Raw genomic sequence first — 20,763 nt, forward strand, 5'->3', positions numbered from 1 at the left:
GGCGCGCGGGTCGCCGCGCGCCCCTGGCTCACACCGGGTTGCCGTCGGTGTCGCGCAGTACCTCGCGGCGGCCGACATGGTCGGGGCGGCTGACGACGCCTTCCTTCTCCATCCGCTCGATCAGTCGCGCCGCGCTGTTGTAGCCGATGCGCAGCTGGCGCTGGAGCCATGAGGTCGACGCCTTCTGGCTGCCGCAGACGATCGCCACCGCCGAGCGATATTGCTGGTCTTCGGCCGAATCCTCGCCCGTCGGCGCGCCTTCCAGCGCGAAGCTCTCGGCCGGCTCCTCGGTGACCGACTCGATGTAGTCCGGCTGGCCCTGCGCGCGCCAATGATCGGTGACCGCGCGCACCTCGTCGTCGCTGACGAACGGGCCGTGGACACGGACGATGCCCTTGCCGCCGGGCATGTAGAGCATGTCGCCGCGCCCCAGCAGTTGCTCGGCGCCCTGTTCGCCCAGGATGGTGCGCGAGTCGATCTTGCTGGTGACGTGGAAGCTGATGCGGGTCGGCAAATTGGCCTTGATCACGCCGGTGATGACGTCGACCGACGGGCGCTGCGTCGCCATGATGAGGTGGATGCCCGCCGCGCGCGCCTTTTGCGCGAGGCGCTGGATCAGGAATTCGACCTCCTTGCCGGCGGTCATCATCAGGTCGGCGAGCTCGTCGACGATGACGACGATCTGCGGCAGCACGTCGTAGTCGAGCTGCTCCTCCTCGTAGATCGGCTGTCCATTCTCGCCATAGCCGGTCTGCACGCGGCGGCCGAGCGGCGTGCCCTTGGCGCGTGCGGCACGCACCTTGTCGTTGAAGCTGGCGAGGCTGCGGACGCCGACCGAGGACATCTGGCGATAGCGATCCTCCATCGTCTCGACCGCCCATTTCAGCGCGCGAACCGCCTTGGCGGGGTCGGTCACGACGGGCGAGAGCAGGTGCGGAATGTCGTCGTACATGCTCAGTTCGAGCATCTTTGGATCGATCATGATCATCCGGCACTGGTCCGGGGTCAGCCGGTAGAGCAGCGACAGGATCATGCCGTTGAGACCGACCGACTTGCCCGACCCGGTGGTGCCGGCGACGAGCAGGTGCGGCATCGGCGCGAGATCGGCGATGACCGGGTCGCCGGCGATGTTCTTGCCGAGGATGACGGGAAGCTGTGCGGTCTGGTCCTCGAACGCCTGGCTGGCGACGAGTTCGTGGAGCGAGACGGTCTCGCGCTTGGTGTTGGGCAGTTCGATGCCGATCACCGAGCGGCCGGGGATCGTCGCGACGCGTGCCGAGATCGCGGACATGTTGCGCGCGATGTCGTCCGCGAGCGCGATGACGCGGTTCGCCTTGGTACCGGGCGCGGGCTCCAGCTCGTACATCGTCACGACCGGGCCGGGGCGGACCTCGGTAATCGCGCCCTGCACCTTGAAGTCGTCGAGTACGGTTTCGAGGAGGCGCGCGTTACGCTCCAGCCCGGCCTTGTCGACCGGGCCGCCCTGGTTGGCGGGGGCGGGGGTGAGCAGGTCGAGCCCGGGGAGCACGAAGCTGTCGCGCAGGTCGAGCCGCTGCTGCGGCTTCGCGGGGGCCGCCGAGGGCGCGAGCGCGCGGTCGCTGATGACCGGGGCGGGTCGATTGTCGGGCTGCGCGACCGCGCGCGGCGCCGGCGTGCGCGACAGGGCGAAGGGGGCGTCATCCTCGTCGTCGTCGGCGAACGCGGCGTCGTCCCCGTCGTCGAAGTCCGCCTCGACCCCGTCGGCGCGCGGGCGACGGCGCAGCAGGCGCGGCGAGGGGGTAAAGCGCGCGAGGTCGATCTCAAGGCTGCGCCCCCAGACAATCGCGCCCGCGATCCCGGTGACCAGCCCGAGCGCCACGACGCTCCACCACGTCACCAGCGGCTGGCCGAACAGCGCGACGCCGGAGCGGAACGCACCGACAACCCCCGAGCCCACCGCGCCGCCCCAGCCGAACGGCAGCGCCGGAACCGCGCCGGGCGCGACGCACGCCAGCGTCACCGCCATCAGCGCGACGCCCGCGGCGGTGTTGCGAAGCATCCGCGCGCCTTCGCCAGTCGGCTGCCCGCGCCAGAGCCGCAAGCCGACGATCGGCGCCACCGGCAGCAGCAGCGCCACCGCCGGGCCGAACAAGGTGAGCGCCAGATCGGCGAACCATGCGCCGGCCGACCCGAGCAGGTTGCCGGTCACCCCTGCCGCAGCGGTGTTGAGCGCCGCGTCACCGGGACGGTAGGTGACGAGCGCCACCGCCATCGCGACCGTCAGCACGAACAGCGCGGTCGCGACGATCAACGCCCCGCTGCGCAACGCTCCGGCCTTGACCGTCTCGCGCCACAGCGGCGCGTCAGCCCGGCTTGCCATCCACAACCCCCAACGATGTCAGAAAATACCGCCATATTGTCCGCCCGCGCGCGTTGTACGTCAAGATGGCGGCGGAGACCGGCAGCGCGCCCGGCATTGGCTTCGCGGGTGAGTGGGGATAGGGCAGTATCATGGACAATGCAGATGCGCAGAGGGCAGATGCCCGGGCCGATGTGCTCATCCTCGGCGGTGGGCTGGTCGGCAGCGCGCTGAGCGTCGCGCTCGACCGGCACGGGTTGTCGTCGATCGTCGTCGATCCCGCCGATCCGGCGGTGATGCTGGCGGCCGGGTTCGACGGGCGCGCGTCCGCGGTGGCGAGCGCCAGCCACAAGATGCTCGACGCCATCGGGGTCGGCGACGCGCTGCGGGGGGCCGGTTGCGAGATCCGGCAGATTCGGGTGAGCGACGGACTGGCGCCGGGCAAGCTCGACTTCATCCCGGCCGCCGACGATGCCGCACTGGGGACGATGTACGAGAACCGCCTGCTGCGGCGCGCGCTGTACGATGCGGCTGCGGCGGCGGAGCGTGTCGACCTGCGGATGCGAACGCGTGCGACGTCGATCCGACGCGACGCGGACGGCGTGCGCGCGACCTTGTCGTCGGGGGCGACCGTGGCCGCCGACCTGCTGGTCGCCGCCGAGGGGCGGCAATCGCCGACCCGCGCGGCCGCGGGGATCAACGTCGCGCGCTGGCAATATGATCATGCCGCGATCATCGGGGCGTTCCATCACGAACGTAGCCACGAGAACGTGGCCTACGAGATCTTCTATTCGGCCGGGCCGTTCGCGTTGCTGCCGCTGCCCGACGACGAGATCGGGCATCGCTCGGCGATCGTGTGGACGGTGGCGAGCGACCATGCCGCGGGGATGCTGAAGCTGGGCGATCGCGGCTTCCTGGCCGAGGTGGAGCAGCGGATGGGCGGGTTCCTCGGCACATTGTCGCACGCCAGCCCGCGCGCCAGTTATCCGCTCGGCTTCCACCATGCGGCGCGCGTCACCGACACGCGGCTGGTGCTGGTCGGCGATGCCGCGCACGGCATCCATCCGATTGCGGGGCAGGGGGTGAACCTCGGCTATCGCGACGTGGCGGCGCTGGTCGAGGTGCTGGTCGAAGGGCGGCGGCTGGGGCTGGATGCGGGCGACGCGCAATTGCTCAAGCGGTACGAGGCGTGGCGCGGGCTCGATACGTTCATGGTCGCCGCCGCCACCGACACGCTGACGCGGCTGTTCGGCGTGCCCGGCAAGGCCGCCAGCGCGGTGCGCCGCTTCGGGATCTCGGCGGTCGACCGGATCGCACCGCTCAAGGATCGCTTCATGGCCGAGGCGCGCGGCGAAAGCGGCGATCTGCCACGGCTGCTGATGGGAACGCTGGCCTGATGCGGACGATCGGGCTCCTCGGCGGCATGAGCTGGGAGAGTTCGGCGCATTACTACCGCCTGATCAACGAGGGCGTGCGCGCACGGAGGGGCGGAACGCATTCCGCGCCGCTGGTGATGGTGTCGGTCGATTTCGCCGAGATCGCCGCGCTCCAGCATGCGGGTGACTGGGCGGCGCTGGGCGAGCGGATGGCGGCGGCGGCGCGAACGCTGTCCGACGCGGGGGCCGAGGCGATCGTGCTGTGCACCAATACCATGCACAAGCTGGCCGCCAAGATCGAGCGCGCGCAGCCGCGGCCGTTGCTGCACATCGCCGATGCCGCGGGCACGGCGCTCGTCGCGGCGGGCCACAGGCGCGTCGGGTTGCTCGGGACCGCGTTCACGATGGAGCAGCCTTTCTATCGCGAGCGATTGGCCGAGCGATACGGGCTGGAGGTGATCGTGCCCGGCCCGCCCGATCGCGCCGAGGTGCACCGCATCATCTACGACGAACTGGTGCGCGGCGTGGTGCACGAGGAATCGCGCGCGCGCTACCGCGCGGTGATCACCGCCCTTATCGCGGAGGGCGCGGAGGCGATCGTGCTGGGGTGTACCGAGATCATGCTGCTGGTCGATGCGGGCGATTCGGCCGTACCGCTGTTCGACACGACCGCGCTGCATGCGGCGGCGGCGGTGGCGTTCGCCGTCTCGGGGTGAGTTGATCCCTCCGCCCCGTTCGTGCCGAGCCTGTCGAAGCACGTGAACCGGACGGAGCGCTTGGAACACGCACTTCGACAGGCTTAGTGCGAACGGGTTTGCTTATGCGGCCAGCGGGAAGCGCAGCAGCCGGTCCGGCAGCGGCACCAGCGCCTCCGCTCCCGCGCCGGTCGCGCGTGCGATTTCGGGATGGGTAACGTCGAGCCCGCCGGTCAGCGCGCCGAACGCAGGAAAGATCAGCTTGGTCGCGGTCGCCACGAAGCAGCGGCGCGCGACCAGCTTTCCGCGCACGCGCACGCGCAGCTTGGGGTGGAAATGCCCCGACAGCTCGGGACGCGGCTCGCGCGGATCGGCTTCGTGGCGCAGCACCACGCCTTCGACACAGGCCTCGTCGGCCACGGCGCCGCCGCAGCGATCGACGTAGCTGCGGTCGTGGTTGCCGCTGATCCACGTCCAGCGTGCCGCCGCGGTCAGCGCCGACAGTCGCGCGCGCGCTTCCGCGGGCAGCCGGTCGCAGCCTTCGATATCGTGGAAGCTGTCGCCTAGGCACCAGATCTCCTCCGCGCCCGTCGCCGCGACGGTCGCGCCCAGCGCGGTCAGCGTCGCGATCGAATCGTACGGCGGCAGCATCTGCCCGCCGCGCGCATACCAGCTCGCCTTTTCGAGATGGAGGTCCGCGACCAGCAACGCGCGGCGCGCCGGCCAGAACAGCGCGCCCTCGGGCAGCGCGTGCCAGACGTGCCCGGCGAAACGAAGCTCGGCGAACGGAACGGGAACCATGCCGTCCGCCTTAGCCGCATCGCGCCGCGGCGATCAACCGCTTAGCCGGCGTAGGCCTTCACCAGATCGACCATATAGTCGCGTGCATCGTACAGGTCCTTGACCCCGATCCGCTCGTTGAGGCCGTGGATGCCGCTGGTCGCCGGATCGATGAACGTGCCGGGCACGCCGTAGACCGGGATGCCGATCGCCTCCAGGAACACGCCGTCGGTCGCGCCGGTCGACATCATCGGCAGCAGCGGAAGACCGGGAAAGTGCTTCGCCGCCACGCGCTTCATCGGGTCGATCACCTGGGGATCGAGCGTCGGGGGCACGGCGGTGGGGCGGACCGGCTGGTTGGCGGTGACGGTCACCTTCGCGCCGGCGAGCTTCTGGAGCGTTGCCAAGGTGCCGTCGACCGTCTCGCCGGGGAAGATCCGGCAATTGACGTTGGCGGTCGCGCGCTGCGGCAGCGCGTTTTCGGCATGGCCGGCGTTCAGCAGCGTCGCGACGCAGGTGGTGCGCAGTGTCGAATGCAGCACCTTGTCGCGGCTGACGATCGCGTCGGCGGCGGAGTCGTTCGGGTTCGCCAGCAGCCGGCGGATCGCGTCGCCCAGCTCACCGCCGGCGCGCTCGCCGGTGGCGGTGAAATAGGCGCGGGTGGTGTCGGTGAAGCGCACCGGGAACTCATGGCCCTGCACCGCGCGGATCGCGTCGGCCAGTTCGTAGATCGCGTTGTCGGGGGTCGGGACCGAGCTGTGCCCGCCGGGGTTGGTGGCGACGAGCGTGTAGTTCTGCGCCGCTTTCTCCCCGACCTGCACCGCCAGCAGCTGCCGCTTGCCCTGCGCGTCGAGGCGGCCGCCGCCGCCCTCGTTCAGCGCGAACTCGGCCGCGATCAGATCGGGACGGTTCTGCGCCAGCCACTGCGCGCCGTTGAAGGCGAAGGTCGTTTCCTCGCCGCAGGTCAGCGCGAGCTTGATCGTGCGCTTCGGATGATAGCCTTGCTGGCGGAACCGGACCATCGCGTCGGCCCAGATCGCGGCCATCGCCTTGTCGTCGACCGAACCGCGCGCGTAATAATAGCCGCCTTCCTCGATCAGCTTGAACGGATCGCGCTCCCAATCCTCGCGCTTGGCGGCGACCACGTCGAGGTGCGCGAGCAGCAGGATCGGCTTGGCCGTCGCGTCGCTGCCCTTCAATACTGCGACCAGCCCGCCGTCCCTGGGATGATCGGGGACCGAGAAATACGTGATGTCGCTGTCGGAATAGCCGGCCCCCTTCAACCGTGTGCCGACCTGCGCCGCAGCCTGGGTGCAGCTGCCGACGTTCACCACCGTGTTGGTCTCGACCATCTCCTTGTAGAGATCGAAGAACGCCTTCTGATCGGGGCGCGATTGCGCGATCGCCGGAGCGGTGGTGGCCAGCAGGGCGGCCAGGATCGTTACGTTGCGCATCGCGTCCCCTTTATGTCGTCGGCGCCTGCGTTGCAGGTGAGGACGCGCGTGTCAAAACACGCCGGCCCTCCGCAGGTCGCGCGGCAGGAGCATCCGCAACTCGCGCCGGGCGAAGTCGATGTAGACGCGCCTGAACAGCCGCAGCGCATCCATGCCGAGCAGCAGCGCCGGGCGCTCGGCCAGCCCGAAGGCGGCAAAGGGCGGCGCGTCGGCAAAGGCGACGGGCAGCGAACGGATCGACGCGGTGCCCAGCGTCATGACCGGAAGCAGGGCGTATTCGGTCGTGATCTGGTCGCCGAGCACGCTGGTGAAGATCGCGGGTTCGCCGCCGCGCTTGCGGCTGAGCAGGCGGCGCAGCGCGAGGTTGCCGAGGCTGACGCTGGTGCCCGTGTCGAGCACCACGCGCACGCGGCGCCCGGCGACGGTCGCGTCGGTGACGACCAGTTGCCCAAACAGGCTGCGCGCGCGCACCACGATCTCGCCCGCCTCGCGTGGCGGCGGCTTGTGGCCTTTCGCGGGCGTGACCGTCATGCGCTGCCGATCGAAGTCGATGGTCAGCGCATGGTCCTGCAACGTGTCGATGCCGAGGATGCCGAGCGCGCCCAGGTTGCGCGCGTCGAGCGCCGGCGCCTCGACGCGCCGCGCGCCGAGCGTGCTGACCGACAGCGACGGGACCACGACCGTGTCGACCGCGCTGGTGCCGGTGATCGCGGTCAGCCGCACGCGCGGGCCGGGGGGCAGGCCGAGCTGGCGCGCGAGTTGTTGCGAGATGACGCTGCGCTGCGCGCCGGTATCGATGATGAATGCGAACGGGCCGGCGCCGGCGATCGCGACCGGCACGGTCATGCGATCCTCGTGATCGAGGAAGGCGAGGTCGTCGCCCGCGGGGTCGGCGCCAGGCGGGGCGGCGGGGACGCCGTCCTGCGCCGACGCAGGCACCGCTGCGCACGCCAGCATCAGCGCGAACCACCTCTCCATGTCCGGCACGCTACGCCGCTGACGAAGCGCGATCAATCCACGCGCATCGCCTCGGCCGCCAGCGCTTCGGCCTCGATCAGCAAAGCGTCGTCGGCGGTGCCGGTCGCCACCTTTTCGCGCCCGATCAGCGTCAGGACCGGCACGGCAAGCGGGGTGACGCGCGGCAGGTCGACATGCACCATCGTGTCGGCGGCACGATCGAGCAGGTCGGCGAGCCGTCCGACATCGGTCATCCGCGCGCGCGCATCCGCCCATGCAGCCTGGAGCAGCACGTGGCCGGGCTCGTACTGGCGCAGCACGTCGTAGATCAGGTCGGTGGAGAAGGTCACCTGCCGCCCGGTCTTGCGCTTGCCGGGATGCTGGCGCTCGACCAGCCCGCCGATCACCGCGACCTCCCGGAACGCGCGCTTGAGCAGATGCGAACGCTCGACCCATTCGACGAACTCGTGTTCGAGGATGTCGGCGCTGAACAACGCGGCCGGGTCGGTCACCTTCTCCAGCCCGTAGCAGGCGATCGCATAATCGTTGGCGACGAAACCCAGCGGCTTGAGCCCCAGCGTCTCCATGCGTTTGGTCACCAGCATGCCGAGCGACTGGTGCGCGTTCCAGCCCTCGAAGCTGTAGGCGACCATGTAATGTCGCCCTTCGCGCGGGAAGGTCTCGACCAGCAATTGGTCGGGATGCGGCAGGGTCGAGCGGCGCTGCTGAATTTCCAGCCATTCGCGCACGTCGTCGGGAAAGCGGTGCCATTCGGCAGGCGTGTCGAGGAAGCGGCGGACGCGGTTGGCGAGGTTCGTCGACAGCGGCATCCGGCTGCCGCCATAGGTCGGGATGCGCGCCGGGCGGCTGGTGGCGCGGACGATCAGATCCTCGGTGTCGATCTTCTCGACCTCCAGGCTGAGCCCCGCGAAGAAGAAGGTGTCGCCATGGCTGAGCGTCGCCGCGAAGCCTTCCTCGACCTTGCCGAGCGCGCGGCCGTTGCGGAAGCGGACCCTGAGCATCGTCGCCTCGACGATGATCCCGGCATTCAGGCGATGCTGCGCGACGAACTTCGGATGGCTGACGCGCCACAAGCCGTCGCCATCCTGCGTCAGCCGCTTGAAGCGATCGTAGGCGCGCAAGCTGTAGCCGCCATCGCGGATGAAGCCGAGCACGCGCTCGAACAGTTCGTCGGTCAGCGCCGAATAGGGGAGCGCGGAGCGGATCTCCGCCAGCAGCGCCGCCTGGTCGAACGGCGCGGCGCACGCGCAGGCCATGACGTGCTGTGCCAGCACGTCGAGCGCGCCCATGCGGAACACGTCGGTGTCGAGTTCGCCCGCCTCGACCGCGTCGAGCGCGGCGCGCGCCTCCAGATATTCGAAGCGGTTGCCCGGCACGACGATTGCTTCGCTCGCCTGGTCGAGCCGGTGGTTCGACCGCCCGATCCGCTGGAGGAGGCGCGACGATCCCTTCGGCGCGCCCATCTGGATCACGCAATCCACGTCGCCCCAGTCGACGCCCAGGTCGAGGCTGGCGGTGGCGACCAACGCGCGCAGCCGTCCGTCGGCCATCGCGCCCTCCACCTTGCGGCGTGCTTCCTTCTCCAGGCTGCCGTGGTGGATGCCGATCGGCAGCTGCATCGCATTGGCCTTCCACAGATCCTGGAAGATCAGCTCGGCGAGGCTGCGGGTGTTGCAGAAGACGATCGAAGTCTTGTGCGTCTCGATCTCGGCCATCACCTGTTCGGCGGCGTAGCGGCCCGAATGGCCGGCCCAGGGCACGCGACCCTCGGGCAGCAGGATCGCGATGTCGGGATCGACCCCGGCATCGCCGTGGACCAGCGACACCGCGTCGATATCACCATCGGGGGCCAGCCACGCGCGATAGCCGTCGGGGTCGGCGACCGTCGCCGACAGCGCGACGCGCCGGCAAGCGGGTGCGATCCGCTGCAACCGCGCCATGCACAGGTTGAGCAGGTCGCCGCGCTTGCCGGTGGCGAAGGCGTGCACCTCGTCGACCACGATCGTCTTGAGGTTGGCGAACATCGCGAAGCTGTCGGGATAGCTGAGCAGCAGCGACAGCGATTCGGGCGTGGTCAGCAGGACCTGCGGCGGTTTCACCCGCTGCCGCGCCTTGCGGTCGGAGGGGGTGTCGCCGGTGCGCGTCTCGACCCGGATATCGACGCCCATCTCCTCGATCGGCGCGAGCAGGTTGCGCTGGATATCGACCGCGAGCGCCTTGAGCGGCGAGACGTAGAGCGTGTGGAGGCCGTCGGTCGGTTGCTCGATCAGGTCGGCGAGCGTGGGCAGGAAGCCGGCGAGCGTCTTGCCCGCGCCGGTGGCGGCGATCAACAGCGCGTGATGCCCGGCGCGCGCCTCGTCCAGCATCGCCATCTGGTGCCGCCGCGGCTGCCAGCAGCGACGCGCGAACCAGTCGGCGAGGACGGTGGGGAGGGCGGTCAATCGCGGGTCCAGATGGGCATGGACATGATGTAGGCGATGCGGCTCCGTGCGCTACCCTGCTCGCACGCTATACTCGCCCCCACGTCATCCCCGCGCAGGCGGGGATCCAGAACCTCTAACGTCGTGCCTCTTTCGACAGGTCTTCGCGTCTGGATGCCCGCCTGCGCGGGAATGACGGCAGCGGACTCACGGCGTCCGCTTGCGATCCTCGGCCGACTGCTGCTTGTACAGATCGCGCGTCGCCTCCTCGGTCCGCTGCTCCTCGCGGGGCGAGCGGCGGTTGCGCAGCATCGCGAACAGCAACGCCGCCACCAGCACGATCGGCCCCGCGATCACCACGAAGCTCCATAACCCGTCGCCGACCATCATCCTGCCTCCTTTGACGTTTTCCGATCAACGACAGGCGCGTGAACTTCGATCCGCATCGCCGGTTGTTGCGGGATGGCGACCTTGGGCGACTGGCTGGAACCGCATCCGCACGGGATCTACGTACGCCCCGCCGATGCATGGGTCGATCCGTCGATCCCGGTCGCGCAGGCGCTGGTGACGCACGGCCATGCCGACCATGCGCGCGGCGGGCACGGCGCGGTGTGGGCGACACCCGAGACGCTGGCGATCATGGACGCGCGCTACGGTGCCCAAGAGGCGCGCCCGGTCGCCTATGGCGACAGCGTGCGGCTGGGCGAGGTGCAGGTCGGCTATGTCCCCGCCGGTCATGTGCTCGGCTCGGCGCAGATCGTGCTCGATTATCGCGGCGAGCGGATCGTGGTGTCGGGCGACTACAAGCGCCGCCCCGACCCGACCTGCACCCCGTTCCAGCCGGTGAAGTGCGACGTGTTCATCACCGAGGCGACGTTCGGGCTGCCGGTGTTCCGCCACCCCGGCACCGGCGACGAGATCGACAAGCTGATCGCGCGGCTCCACGCCAATCCGGATCGCTGCATCGTCGTCGGTGCCTATGCGCTCGGCAAGGCGCAGCGCGTGATCGCGGAATTGCGGACGCGCGGTCACGGCGCGCCGATCTACATTCACGGCGCGTTGCAGCGGTTGTGCGACCTGTATGCCGCGCATGGCGTGCCGCTCGGCGAGCTGCGCCCGGCGACCGGCGTGGCGAAGGCGGAGATGGCGGGACATGTCGTGATGTGCCCGCCCTCGGCGCTCAACGATCGCTGGTCCCGCCGGCTGCCAGATCCGATCACCGCGATGGCCAGCGGGTGGATGCGGGTGCGGCAGCGCGCGCGGCAGAAGAACGTCGAACTGCCGCTGATCCTGTCCGACCATGCCGACTGGGACGAGCTGACGACCACGCTGACCGAGATTTCGCCGCGCGAGGTGTGGGTGACCCACGGTCGCGAGGAGGCGCTGGTCCACTGGTGCATGACGCGGCAGATCAAGGCGCGCGCGCTGGCGCTGGTGGGGTTCGAGGACGAGGACGATTGAGGCGGCCGGCCAGATCGTCATTCCCTGCCTTTCTGCCGTCATTCCGGCGCAGGGAGGAAACCAGAACCTCTGACGTCCCGCTTCTATCGCCGAACCTGCGCGTCTGGATTCCCGCCTGCGCGGGAATGACGAAGCGCCGCTTGCATCGTTTCCGCCGTGACGATTACACCATGCCCCTGACATAAAAGGGGATCGCCTGATGCGCTTCGGATACGCCGCCCTCCTGCTCGCCGCCGCGACGATGCCGGTGATGGCGCAGGGGCAGGACAAGGGAGGGGACAAGCGACCGGCGAAGAGCAACGCCGAGATGCAGAAGGAAGAGGCCGAGGCCGCGACCGCCAACGCGCCGGTCGAGGAGCGCGAGGAACGCTCGAAGGGTGCGGTGACGGTGGCGGGCAAGCGGCTGGCCTATACCGCGAACGCCGGCACGCTGACGATCCGCGACCTCGAGGGGAAGCCGACCGCCTCGATGTTCTACACCGCTTATACGCTCGACGGCACGAAGCCGGGCACGAAACGCCCGATCACCTACTTCTATAACGGCGGCCCCGGCAGCCCGACGTTCTGGCTGCACATGGGATCGTTCGCGCCCGTGCGGCTCCAGACCGGCAGCCCGGAGTTCATCCGCCCCGCGCCGTACGACTTCGGGCCGAACCCGTACACGCTGCTCGACAAGACCGACATGGTATTCCTCGACGCGATCGGTGCCGGCTATTCGCGGCCGCTGGGCGATTCCAAACCGTCCGACTTCTACGGCACCGACGAGGATGCCGACGCCTTCGCCAAGGCGATCCTGCGCTATTCGACCAAGTTCGGACGCTGGAATTCGCCCAAGTTCATCTTCGGCGAAAGCTACGGCACGCTGCGCTCCGGGGCACTCGCCTATCAGCTGCAGGACCGCGGCATGGCGCTGAACGGCGTGGTGCTGCTCAGCTCGATCATGAACTACGGCTATCGTCAGCCCGGGCTCGATCAGGTCTATCTCAACTATCTGCCCAGCTATGCGGCGACCGCCTGGTATCACAACCGGCTGCCCAACCGTCCGGCCGATGTGGCGACGGTGGTGCAGCAGGCGCGCGAGTTCGCGGTGGGGCCGTATATGTCGGCACTCGCCAAGGGGCAGAACATCTCGGCCGAGGAACGTGACGGCGTCGCACGGCGGATGAGCGAGCTGACCGGGCTTTCCCCTGACTTCCTGATCCGCAGCAACCTGCGCGTCGATCTCGCGCGGTTCCAGAAGGAGCTGCTGCGCGGCACCCGCCAGACAGTGGGGCGGTTCGACTCGCGCTACGTCGGGGTGGACAGCGACGCGGCGGGCGAGCGGCCGGAGAGCGACGTGTCGTCGGATGCGATCTCCGGCGCGTTCATCGCGACCTTCAACGATTATGCGACCCACACGCTCGGCTACAAGACCGACATGCCGTACCGGCTGTCGGCGCGCGATGCGAAGGGTTGGACCTGGAACTGGAAGCACGATTCGCCGCTGCGGGGCGGCGGGCAGCAGAACAATCCCAACACCGCGATCGATCTGGCGGCGGCGATGCGCGGCAATCCGTATCTGCAGGTGCTGTCGATGAACGGCTGGTACGACATGGCGACGCCGTTCTTCGGGACCGAGAACGACCTCGGCCACATGATGCTGGAGCCGGCGCAGCAGCGGAACCTCAGCTTCACTTACTACCCGGCCGGGCACATGACCTATCTGAATCCCGAGGCACTGGTCGCGATGAAGCGCGACCTGTCGGCATGGTATGATCGCGCGCTGTCGGTGGCACGCTCCGACACCCCGCCGGTGCCGCCATCGACCGCGGCATCGACCGGGCAGGGGCCGAACTGATGCGCGCGCTGCTCCTCGCGCTCGCCGCCCCCGCCGTGATCGCCGCCCAGGCTCCGGCAACGCAGCCTGCCGCCTCCACCGCGGCGGAGGATGCGCGACTCACTGCCTTCCTCGACCGCGCCTTTCAGGAACGCATTGCGCTCAGCCCGGAGGCGCAGACCAGCCTCGGGCTGAAGACCGATTACGACAAGCTCGACGACGAGACGGACGCCGCCGCGATCCGCGCGCGTGACCTGGGCGAACGGCAACTTCGCGACCTTCGTGCCGGCTTCTCGCCCGCGCGGCTGGGGCCGAGCGCGCGGTTGAGCTACCGCCTGTTCGAGGAGCAGGTCGAGCGCGCGCGCGACGGCTTCCGCTTTCGCAAGTGGCGCTATCCGGTGTCGACCAACGGCAGCCCGATGGGCGACGTGCCCGCCTTCCTGATCAACAACCACCGCATCGACAGCGTCGCGGATGCCGATGCCTATATCGCGCGCATCCGCGATTCGGAGCGGGTGATGCGCGAGACCGCCGCGCTGATCCGCGAGCAGGCCGGGATGGGAATCGTGCCGCCGAAGATGGTCTTCGCACCCGTCCGCGGCGACGCACGCAAGGTGCTGACCGGCGTGCCGTTCACGACCGGTGCCGATTCCGCGCTGATGGGCGATTTCCGCAAGAAGGTGACGGCGCTGAAGGCATCCGATGCCGACAAGCAACGGCTGCTGGCGGATGCGGCGGCGGCGATGACCGGCCCGATGAAGCGCGGCTACGACCTGATGTTTGCGACGCTCGACTGGCTCGAGCCGCAGTCGACCGGCAACTTCGGCGTGTGGAAGCTGCCGCAGGGTGCGGCCTATTACGCGGTGCGGCTGCGCGATTCGACCACCACCGACCTGACCGCCGACCAGATCCATGCGCTCGGCCTGCGTCAGGTCGCGGCGATCCGGCAGGAGATGGAGGCGGTCAAGAACCGCATCGGCTTCACCGGCACGCTCGAGCAGTTCTTCGTGCAGGTCCGCACCGATCCGCGCTTCAAATATCCGAACACCGAGGCGGGGCGGGAGGCGTATCTCGGCGACGCGCGCCGCTTCGTCGCGCAGATGATGGACGCCGCGCCGCGTTACTTCCTGCGGCTGCCCAAGGCGAAGCTGGAGGTGCGCGCGGTCGAGAAATGGCGCGAGGCGACCGCCTCGACCGCCTTCTACAACCGCCCCGCGCCCGACGGGTCGCGGCCCGGGATCTTCTACGTCAACCTGGTCGACATGAACCAGACCCAGAAGATCCAGCTCGACGCGATCGCCGCGCACGAGGCGGCGCCGGGCCACCATTTCCAGATCGCGCGCGCGATGGAGCTGGAGGGGCTGCCGAAGTTCCGCACGCTCGGCGGCTACGGCGCGTATGTCGAAGGCTGGGGGCTCTATAGCGAGCGGCTCGCCAAGGAGATGGGGGCGTATACCGATCCCTACGCCGAGTTCGGGATGCTCTCCAACCAGGTGTGGCGCGCGATCCGGCTGGTGCTTGACACCGGCATCCATGCCAAGAAATGGACCCGCGAACAGGCGGTGGCCTATTTCCGCGCCAACAGCTCGGTCAGCGACACCGACATTTCGCGCGAGGTCGACCGTTACTTCAACTGGCCGGGGCAGGCGACCAGCTACATGGTCGGGCAGCTGAAGATCGCCGAGCTGCGAACCAAGGCGGAGCGCGCGCTGGGCTCGAAGTTCGACCTGCGCGAGTTCCACGAAGTGGTGCTGGGGCAGGGCGCGTTGCCGCTCGACGTGCTGGGGGAGCAGGTCGACGCCTATATCGCGGCGAAGAAGGCGTAGTCGTTCGCACCGACGGCAGGGGTGGCTAACCCCCACCCCGTTCGTGCTGAGCCTGTCGAAGCACGTACTCCCGGCGCACCGCCCGCGGCGCGCACTTCGACAGGCTCAGTGCGAACGGTGGAGGAGGGTTACTCTTCCATCACCGCCGCCGCCCGCCCCTTGAACCCCTGCGCCACCACGAACCATTCGACCGAACCCTTGCGGCTCGACGGCGGCTTGGCGTGCTTCACGGTCGCGAAATTGCGCTTCATCTCCGCGACCAGCGCCGAATCGGCGCCGCCCGCGAACACCTTCGATACGAAGGTGCCGCCCGGGCGCAGCACGTCGATCGCGAACGCCAGCGCGGTTTCGACCAGCGCCATCGTGCGCAGCGCGTCGGTCTGCGGATGCCCGACCGTGTTGGCCGCCATGTCCGACATCACGAGATCGGGCGCACCGCCCAGCGCCTCCATCAACTTGCCCGGCGCGGCATCGTCCATGAAGTCCATCTCGAAGATCGTCACGCCGTCGATCGGATCGACGGGCAGCAGGTCGATGCCGACGATCGCGGCGTTCGGCGACACGCGCCGCACCACCTGGCTCCACCCGCCCGGCGCGATGCCGAGATCGACGACGCGCTTCACGCCCTTCAGCAGGCCGAAGCGCTCGTCCAGCTCGATCAGCTTATAGGCGGCACGGCTGCGATAGCCCTCGGCCTTGGCGCGGCGCACATACGGATCGTTGAGTTGCCGCTCCAGCCAGCGCGTCGATTGCGCAGTGCGGCGCTTGGCGGTCTTGACGCGCTGCCGCCCGACTCCCGCGCCCCTCATGCGCCGGTCTCCATCAGCCGGCGCAGGATGCCTTCGCGAATCCCGCGGTCGGCGACCCCCAGCCGCTCGGCCGGCCACAGGTCGAGGATGCCCTCCAAAATCGCGCAGCCGGCGACGACCAGGTCGGCGCGCTCGCGTCCGATGCACGGCAGCTTGGCACGATCGGCTAGCGACATGCCCGCGAGCGCCTGACTGATCGTGCGCATCGCCGCCGCCGGCGCGATCAGCCCGTCGACCTGCGCGCGGTCGTAGCGTTCCAGCCCGAGGTGGACGCTCGCGAGCGTCGTCACCGTCCCCGACGTGCCGAGCAGCCGCGGGGTGCCCGACGGGCGCGGCAACCGCGCGGCGAACGGCGCGAAACTCTCCGCCACCAGCGCGCGCATCCTTTTGTACGCCTTTGCCCGCTCCTCGGCGTTGCCGCCGCCGCCGGCGCTTTCGGTCAGCGACACCACGCCCCATGGCGCCGAATGCCAATCGCGAACCTTCGGCACCGTGCTGTCCGCATCGACCAGCACCAGTTCGGTCGAGCCGCCGCCGATATCGAAGACCAGCGCCGGACCGGTGCCGGGTTCGAGCAGGGCATGGCAGCCGAGCACGGCGAGCCGCGCCTCTTCCTCCGCCGAGATGATGTCGAGGTGGATGCCGGTCTCCTCCAGCACGCGGGCGATGAACGACGCGCCGTTGCTGGCGCGGCGACACGCCTCGGTTGCGACCGATCGCGCGAGCGTGACGTTGCGGCGCTTCAGCTTGTCGGCGCACACCCGCAGCGCGGCGATCGTGCGCTCGATGGCGGCGTCGGACAGCGCGCCGCTATGCGCCAGCCCCTCGCCCAGGCGGACGATCCGCGAGAAGGCGTCGACGACCGCGAAGCCGTCCCCCTGCGGCCGTGCGATCAGCAGGCGGCAGTTGTTGGTACCCAGGTCGAGCGCGGCATAATGCCGCGGCGTGCCCCGCGCGGTGCGGGGCTGGAAACGTGCCGAACGGGCAGGACCAGACGCCTGCCGGCGCGGCAATTCGGCGGTAACATCCACCATTGCCGTCACTTTCTGTCTCTTCCGGTCCGGAGCCGCCCGTGCGGCCCCCCGGTGCTTGGCCTCAAAAGTACACGGACGGGATACGCGGGGCAAGGCAGGCGTTGACAGGACGCAAGCGCGCTTCTAGACGCTCCCCCGCTGTTGCCCGATCCTCTAATGGTAAGAGAGCGGACTCTGACTCCGTCAATCAAGGTTCGAATCCTTGTCGGGCATCCAGCTTCCTCCCGCTAAGCGGTTGAGATTTATAGCATTTTCAACTCAGCCGTGGTGGTCGTTCCCACACTAGCTACCATTCTTCATAGAAAGGGTCGCGGCGACGTCGCAGCTTCCGTGCGGCAACGTGGTGCCTCCGCTGATGCAGTTCGAATCGGGTAAGCGCGTTTTAGATCGCGATTGATCGCATCCGGGCTGCTTCTCCGTGATCCGTGTGACACATCAATCTTGGTCGATGGTGGCCTTAGATGCCGTCCCAATAGGGCCTGCTTCGCCAATTCGCCGGGAAGCCCATCGTGCCCAGATCGCCGTTAGGATGAGCGGAGAGTACGTTCACCAGCTCAGCGCGCCATTCTGCACCCGGATCGATTGCGGCGACAAGATGAAGCAGAAGAACGAGAGTGTTATACAGCTTGCCGGCCGCATTGCCGGCTGTGCTGTCGTCCAGTGAAGCGCCGAGCTCCCTAGGACGGCGTGGTAGCTGCGGCGGGCTTCGAAACCCGCGGTTCCAGAGTCTGCCATGATGCGCGCAAATGTTCCGAACATCCACGAGGTGCTTCACGATAGACACAAACTGCTGTTCACGGAGGCCAAATGGCTGCGCGATGGCTGTGCGAAGCCTTGGATCAACCAAGAGCGAGTACCATCGAGAGAGCTGTCCGAAACTCATCATTTCGGCTACCATCCACACAGCAGGAAGCGCTGGTTCGTTGTAAGTCTCTCGATAATGGCGGATGTATGTCTCAGCGGACCACCCAGTCTCCGTGGCGAGCTTGCCAAGCATCTGATGGAATTCTTTGCGGTCTGAATAGAGGGAAGCGTCGAGATAGCCATGCGCCCCACTGACCTGCGCTAGAGCGTATGCCCAAGAACCTCTTAGCGCGACTTCGACTTGCTCGATGGCATGACCAACGCAGTCTCGGAGGTCGCGATCAAAATTGTAGAGCGCACACAGCGCGTCAAAGTCGGCACCTTGGTTGAAGCGGGTCTGGTCTGGAACCGATCGGTCCTTCCAGATGTGCCAATAGCCGCTCAGTCGGTAGTAGCTGATATGCCGAAGCCACTGCTCAGCCCGGGCGGGGTCGGCAACGGTCATTCCAGCCTCACGCAGGTGGTCGATTTGATCAGTGAGCGTGAGGGCCGGTTTGGCGAAGCGACGGGTCATCATCAGACCTTAGCGCTACATGCCTAAAAACAAAAAGGCCCGCCAAGTGTGCGTATCCGGGAGGACAGAGGCCTGGCGAGCGCGATCCACGTCGAGATAGTTGGCAGATTCCAACAAATCAACAACGCAAGTGGCCAAAACCCAATTTTGTCGAAAATACATGATTGTGGCCAAAATGCAACACCTAGTTGCACGATTACCACTTGCATTCCGATTTTAGAGCGTCTGTAACGGGTGACAGCCCGCCGCGAGTTTGATCAACAAACCGCGTTAGCGGCTGGGATATGACCGGCAATGAGAGCAAACAAGCTCCCAGCGCCCAAACCGGAAGCGGTGGTATTGGCATACCGACACCGCCTTCGGCCAACTGCATGCGATCCGCATAGTCAGTCTCCTGCAAGGGACTGAGGTGAAAGCCTCAGGCTCAGGGTCGCCTCATGCGCCCTAGTACTGGGCATCGAGACGTGCAGGAAAAAGACGGCGGGCCGTCTCCATCCATATGGATCAATACAGCCTGTGGTGTCGAGTCATATTTTAACCACCACAGATGGTTCTTAGTGCGTGGCAGCTTAAACTACGAACATCGCTTCCACGATGGCTTGCATCAGCACGCCGCGAGGCACGGGGACGCTGACCGACGTCCATCCCGCGTTCTGCGCGCGACGAAGACCGTAAAGACCGATCCATGATCGTCCGTGCTGCCGCCATGCGCGCTGAAGGGCAGGGACGGGCATCAACACGCACGTCGCCGCCGGCGCATGCGCGTAGGCAATGAAGTCCGCGGCCAGCGGCTTCTGCACCCACCCCGGCGACTTCCGCACCTCGTCGGACCATCGCTCCAGCAGGACGTCCGGCCAATCCTCGGTGCGGATCTTCTCGTCGACGGTGTATGTCCGCCCGCACGCCAGCGTCAGCAGGCGATCGATGCCACCGCGCTGCGCCCACCCATCGTGCTCGACGGCGACCGCCGACATGAGCGTCGGGAAGGCGCGACGGTAGATCGGCAACCACCAGTCTGGGCCGTATTGTGCCGCCAGCGCATGGCTGTCCTCGAACCGATGCACGCGGTTAAAGCCCGACGTCCGCGTATGACGGGCGACAGGCTGGTGAACGACGCGGCTCGGTGACGCCGGCTGCCACGGTGCGGTGCTATTGATCGCCATCACGGTCGTCCTCGCGGTCGTGGGTGTCCTCGTCGTCGTCGCGCAGATCCTCCAGGTCCGGATCGCCGTCGATCTGGTCCATTCGATCGATCATGCGCTCGGTCAGGCGGGCCAGCTCGTCACGCGGCAAAACCGGGATCGCCGCTAACAGCGACCCCGTGCCTGCTATGCTGTTGCGGCGCGACCATGCCCGCGTACGGTGGCGGCGCCACGGCTTGATCGCCGCCACCGGGCGGGGGGTTGTGGGCGCCTGTCTCAATGCCGCTGCTCCAGCAGCCGCATGATGAAGCGATCCCACCAGCCCCATAGAGCGGCCATGCCAGCGACGTAGGCCACGCCCGGATTGGTGCGCCACGCCAGCACGAACAGCGTGATGACGCCCGCCACCATCCCGAGCACCTGCGCGATGAGCCGCGCTTGCCGCCGCCACTTCATGCGACGGCTCCTAGCTGCTTGCGCTCGATCGCGGCCTTGATCGCTTCCTGCCGGTCAGGACGTCCGACTAGCGGCGCCATGACGGTGGTCAGGTCTTCCGGGTGGCAATCGTCGACCATCAGCGCCAGCCGCCGGCCGGACATGAGCGCATAGCCGCCGCCGATCTGCGTCATCGCCGTCAGCCACGCAGCGGGATCGAAGGTGTCGAGGTGCTTCAGCACGGTGGCCATGTCAGCGGCCCTCCGGCTTCGGCGTGCGACCGAGTTGGACAGCGAAGTGGATGCCGAACCACTGGAGCTCGAAGTAGCGCACCGGCCCCTCGCCGCCGACGTGAAGCCGGCCGCCCTCGTCGACGCGGATCTCCTGCATGCGCTCGACGTGCACCTCGCCCCAATTGTACCAGGGCTCGGCGGCGGCAATGATACGGCGCAGGCCGTTGCTGATCGTCAGGAACACCATCATCGGGCCTCCTCGACAAGGCGGCGCGTGTGGGCGAGCAACCGGCTTTCATTCGCTTCGCTGATGCCGCTCAACCCGGCATCCATGATGTGCTCAACCCAGCGAGCGAAGTCGTCCCACGTGACCGGGATCGCAGCGTCAGCCGCTCGGCTGGCTGCAAGCATCGCCTCCTCGATCTCTTTATACGCGGCCGGATCTCGCGCCTCGAGGTCGGTGGCGACGGAGTTGAAGCGGTTGGCGGCTGCTTGTGTAGGGCGGTGACAAACCCGGCCACGGGAGCGCCGGCATAGGTGCCGGTGCGGCGGAGAGAAATCCTGCCAGTGGTAAGCTGCTCCATTTGG

20 protein-coding genes and 1 tRNA gene are annotated in these 20,763 nt (G+C 68.0%); 6 read left to right on the top strand and 15 right to left on the bottom strand.

The window, feature by feature from the left end; all coding sequences use genetic code 11:
• Positions 1-28: 28 nt before the first annotated feature.
• Complete coding sequence (locus tag J2Y58_RS12225) at positions 29-2,359, bottom strand: DNA translocase FtsK 4TM domain-containing protein (RefSeq protein ID WP_310103476.1); 2,331 nt, start codon at positions 2,357-2,359, stop codon at positions 29-31.
• A gap of 131 nt (positions 2,360-2,490) precedes the next feature.
• Here J2Y58_RS12225 and J2Y58_RS12230 point away from each other — a divergent pair, with 131 nt between their 5' ends.
• Positions 2,491-3,735, top strand: a complete 1,245-nt coding sequence (locus J2Y58_RS12230; RefSeq protein ID WP_310103478.1) for a UbiH/UbiF/VisC/COQ6 family ubiquinone biosynthesis hydroxylase — start codon at positions 2,491-2,493, stop codon at positions 3,733-3,735.
• Positions 3,735-4,430: an aspartate/glutamate racemase family protein gene (locus tag J2Y58_RS12235; RefSeq protein WP_310103480.1), complete on the top strand. Its 696-nt coding sequence runs from the start codon at positions 3,735-3,737 to the stop codon at positions 4,428-4,430. Before J2Y58_RS12230 ends, J2Y58_RS12235 begins: the two co-directional genes overlap by 1 nt.
• A gap of 102 nt (positions 4,431-4,532) precedes the next feature.
• Here the strand turns inward: J2Y58_RS12235 and pdeM are convergent, their stop codons facing one another.
• The 5 genes from pdeM to J2Y58_RS12260 all read right to left on the bottom strand — a co-directional run bounded on the left by pdeM (position 4,533) and on the right by J2Y58_RS12260 (position 10,431).
• Positions 4,533-5,210, bottom strand: coding sequence for a ligase-associated DNA damage response endonuclease PdeM (gene pdeM / locus J2Y58_RS12240; RefSeq protein ID WP_310103482.1), 678 nt, complete (start codon positions 5,208-5,210; stop codon positions 4,533-4,535).
• 41 nt (positions 5,211-5,251) lie between these two features.
• The gene (locus J2Y58_RS12245) at positions 5,252-6,643 is read right to left on the bottom strand and encodes a M20/M25/M40 family metallo-hydrolase (protein ID WP_310103484.1); all 1,392 of its coding nucleotides are present in this window, start codon (positions 6,641-6,643) and stop codon (positions 5,252-5,254) included.
• 51 nt (positions 6,644-6,694) lie between these two features.
• A complete protein-coding gene (locus J2Y58_RS12250) occupies positions 6,695-7,621 on the bottom strand; it encodes an aspartyl protease family protein (protein ID WP_310103486.1) in 927 nt (308 codons plus the stop codon).
• Positions 7,622-7,653: 32 nt separating this feature from the next.
• A complete protein-coding gene (locus J2Y58_RS12255) occupies positions 7,654-10,062 on the bottom strand; it encodes a ligase-associated DNA damage response DEXH box helicase (RefSeq protein ID WP_310103488.1) in 2,409 nt (802 codons plus the stop codon).
• A 186-nt stretch (positions 10,063-10,248) separates the two neighbouring features.
• A complete protein-coding gene (locus tag J2Y58_RS12260) occupies positions 10,249-10,431 on the bottom strand; it encodes a hypothetical protein (RefSeq protein ID WP_310103490.1) in 183 nt (60 codons plus the stop codon).
• A 72-nt stretch (positions 10,432-10,503) separates the two neighbouring features.
• Here J2Y58_RS12260 and J2Y58_RS12265 point away from each other — a divergent pair, with 72 nt between their 5' ends.
• The 3 genes from J2Y58_RS12265 to J2Y58_RS12275 all read left to right on the top strand — a co-directional run bounded on the left by J2Y58_RS12265 (position 10,504) and on the right by J2Y58_RS12275 (position 15,144).
• Entirely contained in the window at positions 10,504-11,502 is a 999-nt protein-coding gene (locus J2Y58_RS12265) for a ligase-associated DNA damage response exonuclease (protein ID WP_310103492.1), read from the top strand.
• A gap of 199 nt (positions 11,503-11,701) precedes the next feature.
• Entirely contained in the window at positions 11,702-13,339 is a 1,638-nt protein-coding gene (locus tag J2Y58_RS12270; protein ID WP_310103493.1) for a S10 family serine carboxypeptidase-like protein, read from the top strand.
• On the top strand, positions 13,339-15,144 hold the full coding sequence (locus tag J2Y58_RS12275; protein WP_310103494.1) for a DUF885 domain-containing protein: 1,806 nt from the start codon (positions 13,339-13,341) through the stop codon (positions 15,142-15,144). The genes J2Y58_RS12270 and J2Y58_RS12275 overlap by 1 nt, the downstream gene beginning before the upstream one ends.
• Positions 15,145-15,272: 128 nt before the next feature.
• Here J2Y58_RS12275 and J2Y58_RS12280 read toward each other — a convergent pair whose 3' ends face one another.
• The gene (locus J2Y58_RS12280; RefSeq protein WP_310103495.1) at positions 15,273-15,953 is read right to left on the bottom strand and encodes an RlmE family RNA methyltransferase; all 681 of its coding nucleotides are present in this window, start codon (positions 15,951-15,953) and stop codon (positions 15,273-15,275) included.
• On the bottom strand, positions 15,950-16,987 hold the full coding sequence (locus tag J2Y58_RS12285; protein WP_310103527.1) for a Ppx/GppA phosphatase family protein: 1,038 nt from the start codon (positions 16,985-16,987) through the stop codon (positions 15,950-15,952). Before J2Y58_RS12285 ends, J2Y58_RS12280 begins: the two co-directional genes overlap by 4 nt.
• 142 nt (positions 16,988-17,129) lie before the next feature.
• Here J2Y58_RS12285 and J2Y58_RS12290 point away from each other — a divergent pair.
• A tRNA-Gln gene (locus J2Y58_RS12290) sits at positions 17,130-17,203 on the top strand.
• A gap of 241 nt (positions 17,204-17,444) precedes the next feature.
• On the opposite strand, the gene J2Y58_RS12295 is transcribed toward J2Y58_RS12290, so the two are convergent.
• The 7 genes from J2Y58_RS12295 to J2Y58_RS12325 all read right to left on the bottom strand — a co-directional run.
• The gene (locus J2Y58_RS12295; RefSeq protein WP_310103497.1) at positions 17,445-18,365 is read right to left on the bottom strand and encodes an Abi family protein; all 921 of its coding nucleotides are present in this window, start codon (positions 18,363-18,365) and stop codon (positions 17,445-17,447) included.
• Positions 18,366-18,934: 569 nt separating this feature from the next.
• The gene (locus tag J2Y58_RS12300) at positions 18,935-19,528 is read right to left on the bottom strand and encodes a hypothetical protein (protein ID WP_310103499.1); all 594 of its coding nucleotides are present in this window, start codon (positions 19,526-19,528) and stop codon (positions 18,935-18,937) included.
• Entirely contained in the window at positions 19,515-19,757 is a 243-nt protein-coding gene (locus tag J2Y58_RS12305) for a hypothetical protein (protein ID WP_310103501.1), read from the bottom strand. Before J2Y58_RS12305 ends, J2Y58_RS12300 begins: the two co-directional genes overlap by 14 nt.
• Before the next feature lie 26 nt (positions 19,758-19,783).
• On the bottom strand, positions 19,784-19,963 hold the full coding sequence (locus J2Y58_RS12310; RefSeq protein WP_310103503.1) for a hypothetical protein: 180 nt from the start codon (positions 19,961-19,963) through the stop codon (positions 19,784-19,786).
• Positions 19,960-20,193 (bottom strand): hypothetical protein, encoded by a 234-nt coding sequence (locus J2Y58_RS12315; RefSeq protein ID WP_310103504.1) that lies wholly within the window; start codon positions 20,191-20,193, stop codon positions 19,960-19,962. Before J2Y58_RS12315 ends, J2Y58_RS12310 begins: the two co-directional genes overlap by 4 nt.
• A gap of 1 nt (position 20,194) precedes the next feature.
• Entirely contained in the window at positions 20,195-20,425 is a 231-nt protein-coding gene (locus J2Y58_RS12320) for a hypothetical protein (protein WP_310103506.1), read from the bottom strand.
• A partial coding sequence (locus J2Y58_RS12325) for a hypothetical protein (protein WP_310103507.1) occupies positions 20,422-20,763 on the bottom strand: 342 nt, incomplete at its 5' end. The genes J2Y58_RS12320 and J2Y58_RS12325, both read right to left, overlap by 4 nt.

Source organism: Sphingomonas sp. BE138 (assembly GCF_031456125.1).
In the GTDB taxonomy this organism is placed as follows: Bacteria; Pseudomonadota; Alphaproteobacteria; order Sphingomonadales; family Sphingomonadaceae; genus Sphingomonas.

Excerpts from the sequence above, each read along its gene's own strand:
- J2Y58_RS12225 (WP_310103476.1), bottom strand. The coding sequence starts at position 2,359 with ATGGCAAGCCGGGCTGACGCGCCGCTGTGGCGCGAGACGGTCAAGGCC.
- J2Y58_RS12230 (WP_310103478.1), top strand. The coding sequence starts at position 2,491 with ATGGACAATGCAGATGCGCAGAGGGCAGATGCCCGGGCCGATGTGCTC.
- J2Y58_RS12235 (WP_310103480.1), top strand. The coding sequence starts at position 3,735 with ATGCGGACGATCGGGCTCCTCGGCGGCATGAGCTGGGAGAGTTCGGCG.
- pdeM (WP_310103482.1), bottom strand. The coding sequence starts at position 5,210 with ATGGTTCCCGTTCCGTTCGCCGAGCTTCGTTTCGCCGGGCACGTCTGG.
- J2Y58_RS12245 (WP_310103484.1), bottom strand. The coding sequence starts at position 6,643 with ATGCGCAACGTAACGATCCTGGCCGCCCTGCTGGCCACCACCGCTCCG.
- J2Y58_RS12250 (WP_310103486.1), bottom strand. The coding sequence starts at position 7,621 with ATGGAGAGGTGGTTCGCGCTGATGCTGGCGTGCGCAGCGGTGCCTGCG.
- J2Y58_RS12260 (WP_310103490.1), bottom strand. The coding sequence starts at position 10,431 with ATGATGGTCGGCGACGGGTTATGGAGCTTCGTGGTGATCGCGGGGCCG.
- J2Y58_RS12265 (WP_310103492.1), top strand. The coding sequence starts at position 10,504 with ATGGCGACCTTGGGCGACTGGCTGGAACCGCATCCGCACGGGATCTAC.
- J2Y58_RS12270 (WP_310103493.1), top strand. The coding sequence starts at position 11,702 with ATGCGCTTCGGATACGCCGCCCTCCTGCTCGCCGCCGCGACGATGCCG.
- J2Y58_RS12275 (WP_310103494.1), top strand. The coding sequence starts at position 13,339 with ATGCGCGCGCTGCTCCTCGCGCTCGCCGCCCCCGCCGTGATCGCCGCC.
- J2Y58_RS12280 (WP_310103495.1), bottom strand. The coding sequence starts at position 15,953 with ATGAGGGGCGCGGGAGTCGGGCGGCAGCGCGTCAAGACCGCCAAGCGC.
- J2Y58_RS12285 (WP_310103527.1), bottom strand. The coding sequence starts at position 16,987 with ATGGTGGATGTTACCGCCGAATTGCCGCGCCGGCAGGCGTCTGGTCCT.
- J2Y58_RS12295 (WP_310103497.1), bottom strand. The coding sequence starts at position 18,365 with ATGACCCGTCGCTTCGCCAAACCGGCCCTCACGCTCACTGATCAAATC.
- J2Y58_RS12300 (WP_310103499.1), bottom strand. The coding sequence starts at position 19,528 with ATGGCGATCAATAGCACCGCACCGTGGCAGCCGGCGTCACCGAGCCGC.
- J2Y58_RS12310 (WP_310103503.1), bottom strand. The coding sequence starts at position 19,963 with ATGAAGTGGCGGCGGCAAGCGCGGCTCATCGCGCAGGTGCTCGGGATG.
- J2Y58_RS12315 (WP_310103504.1), bottom strand. The coding sequence starts at position 20,193 with ATGGCCACCGTGCTGAAGCACCTCGACACCTTCGATCCCGCTGCGTGG.
- J2Y58_RS12320 (WP_310103506.1), bottom strand. The coding sequence starts at position 20,425 with ATGATGGTGTTCCTGACGATCAGCAACGGCCTGCGCCGTATCATTGCC.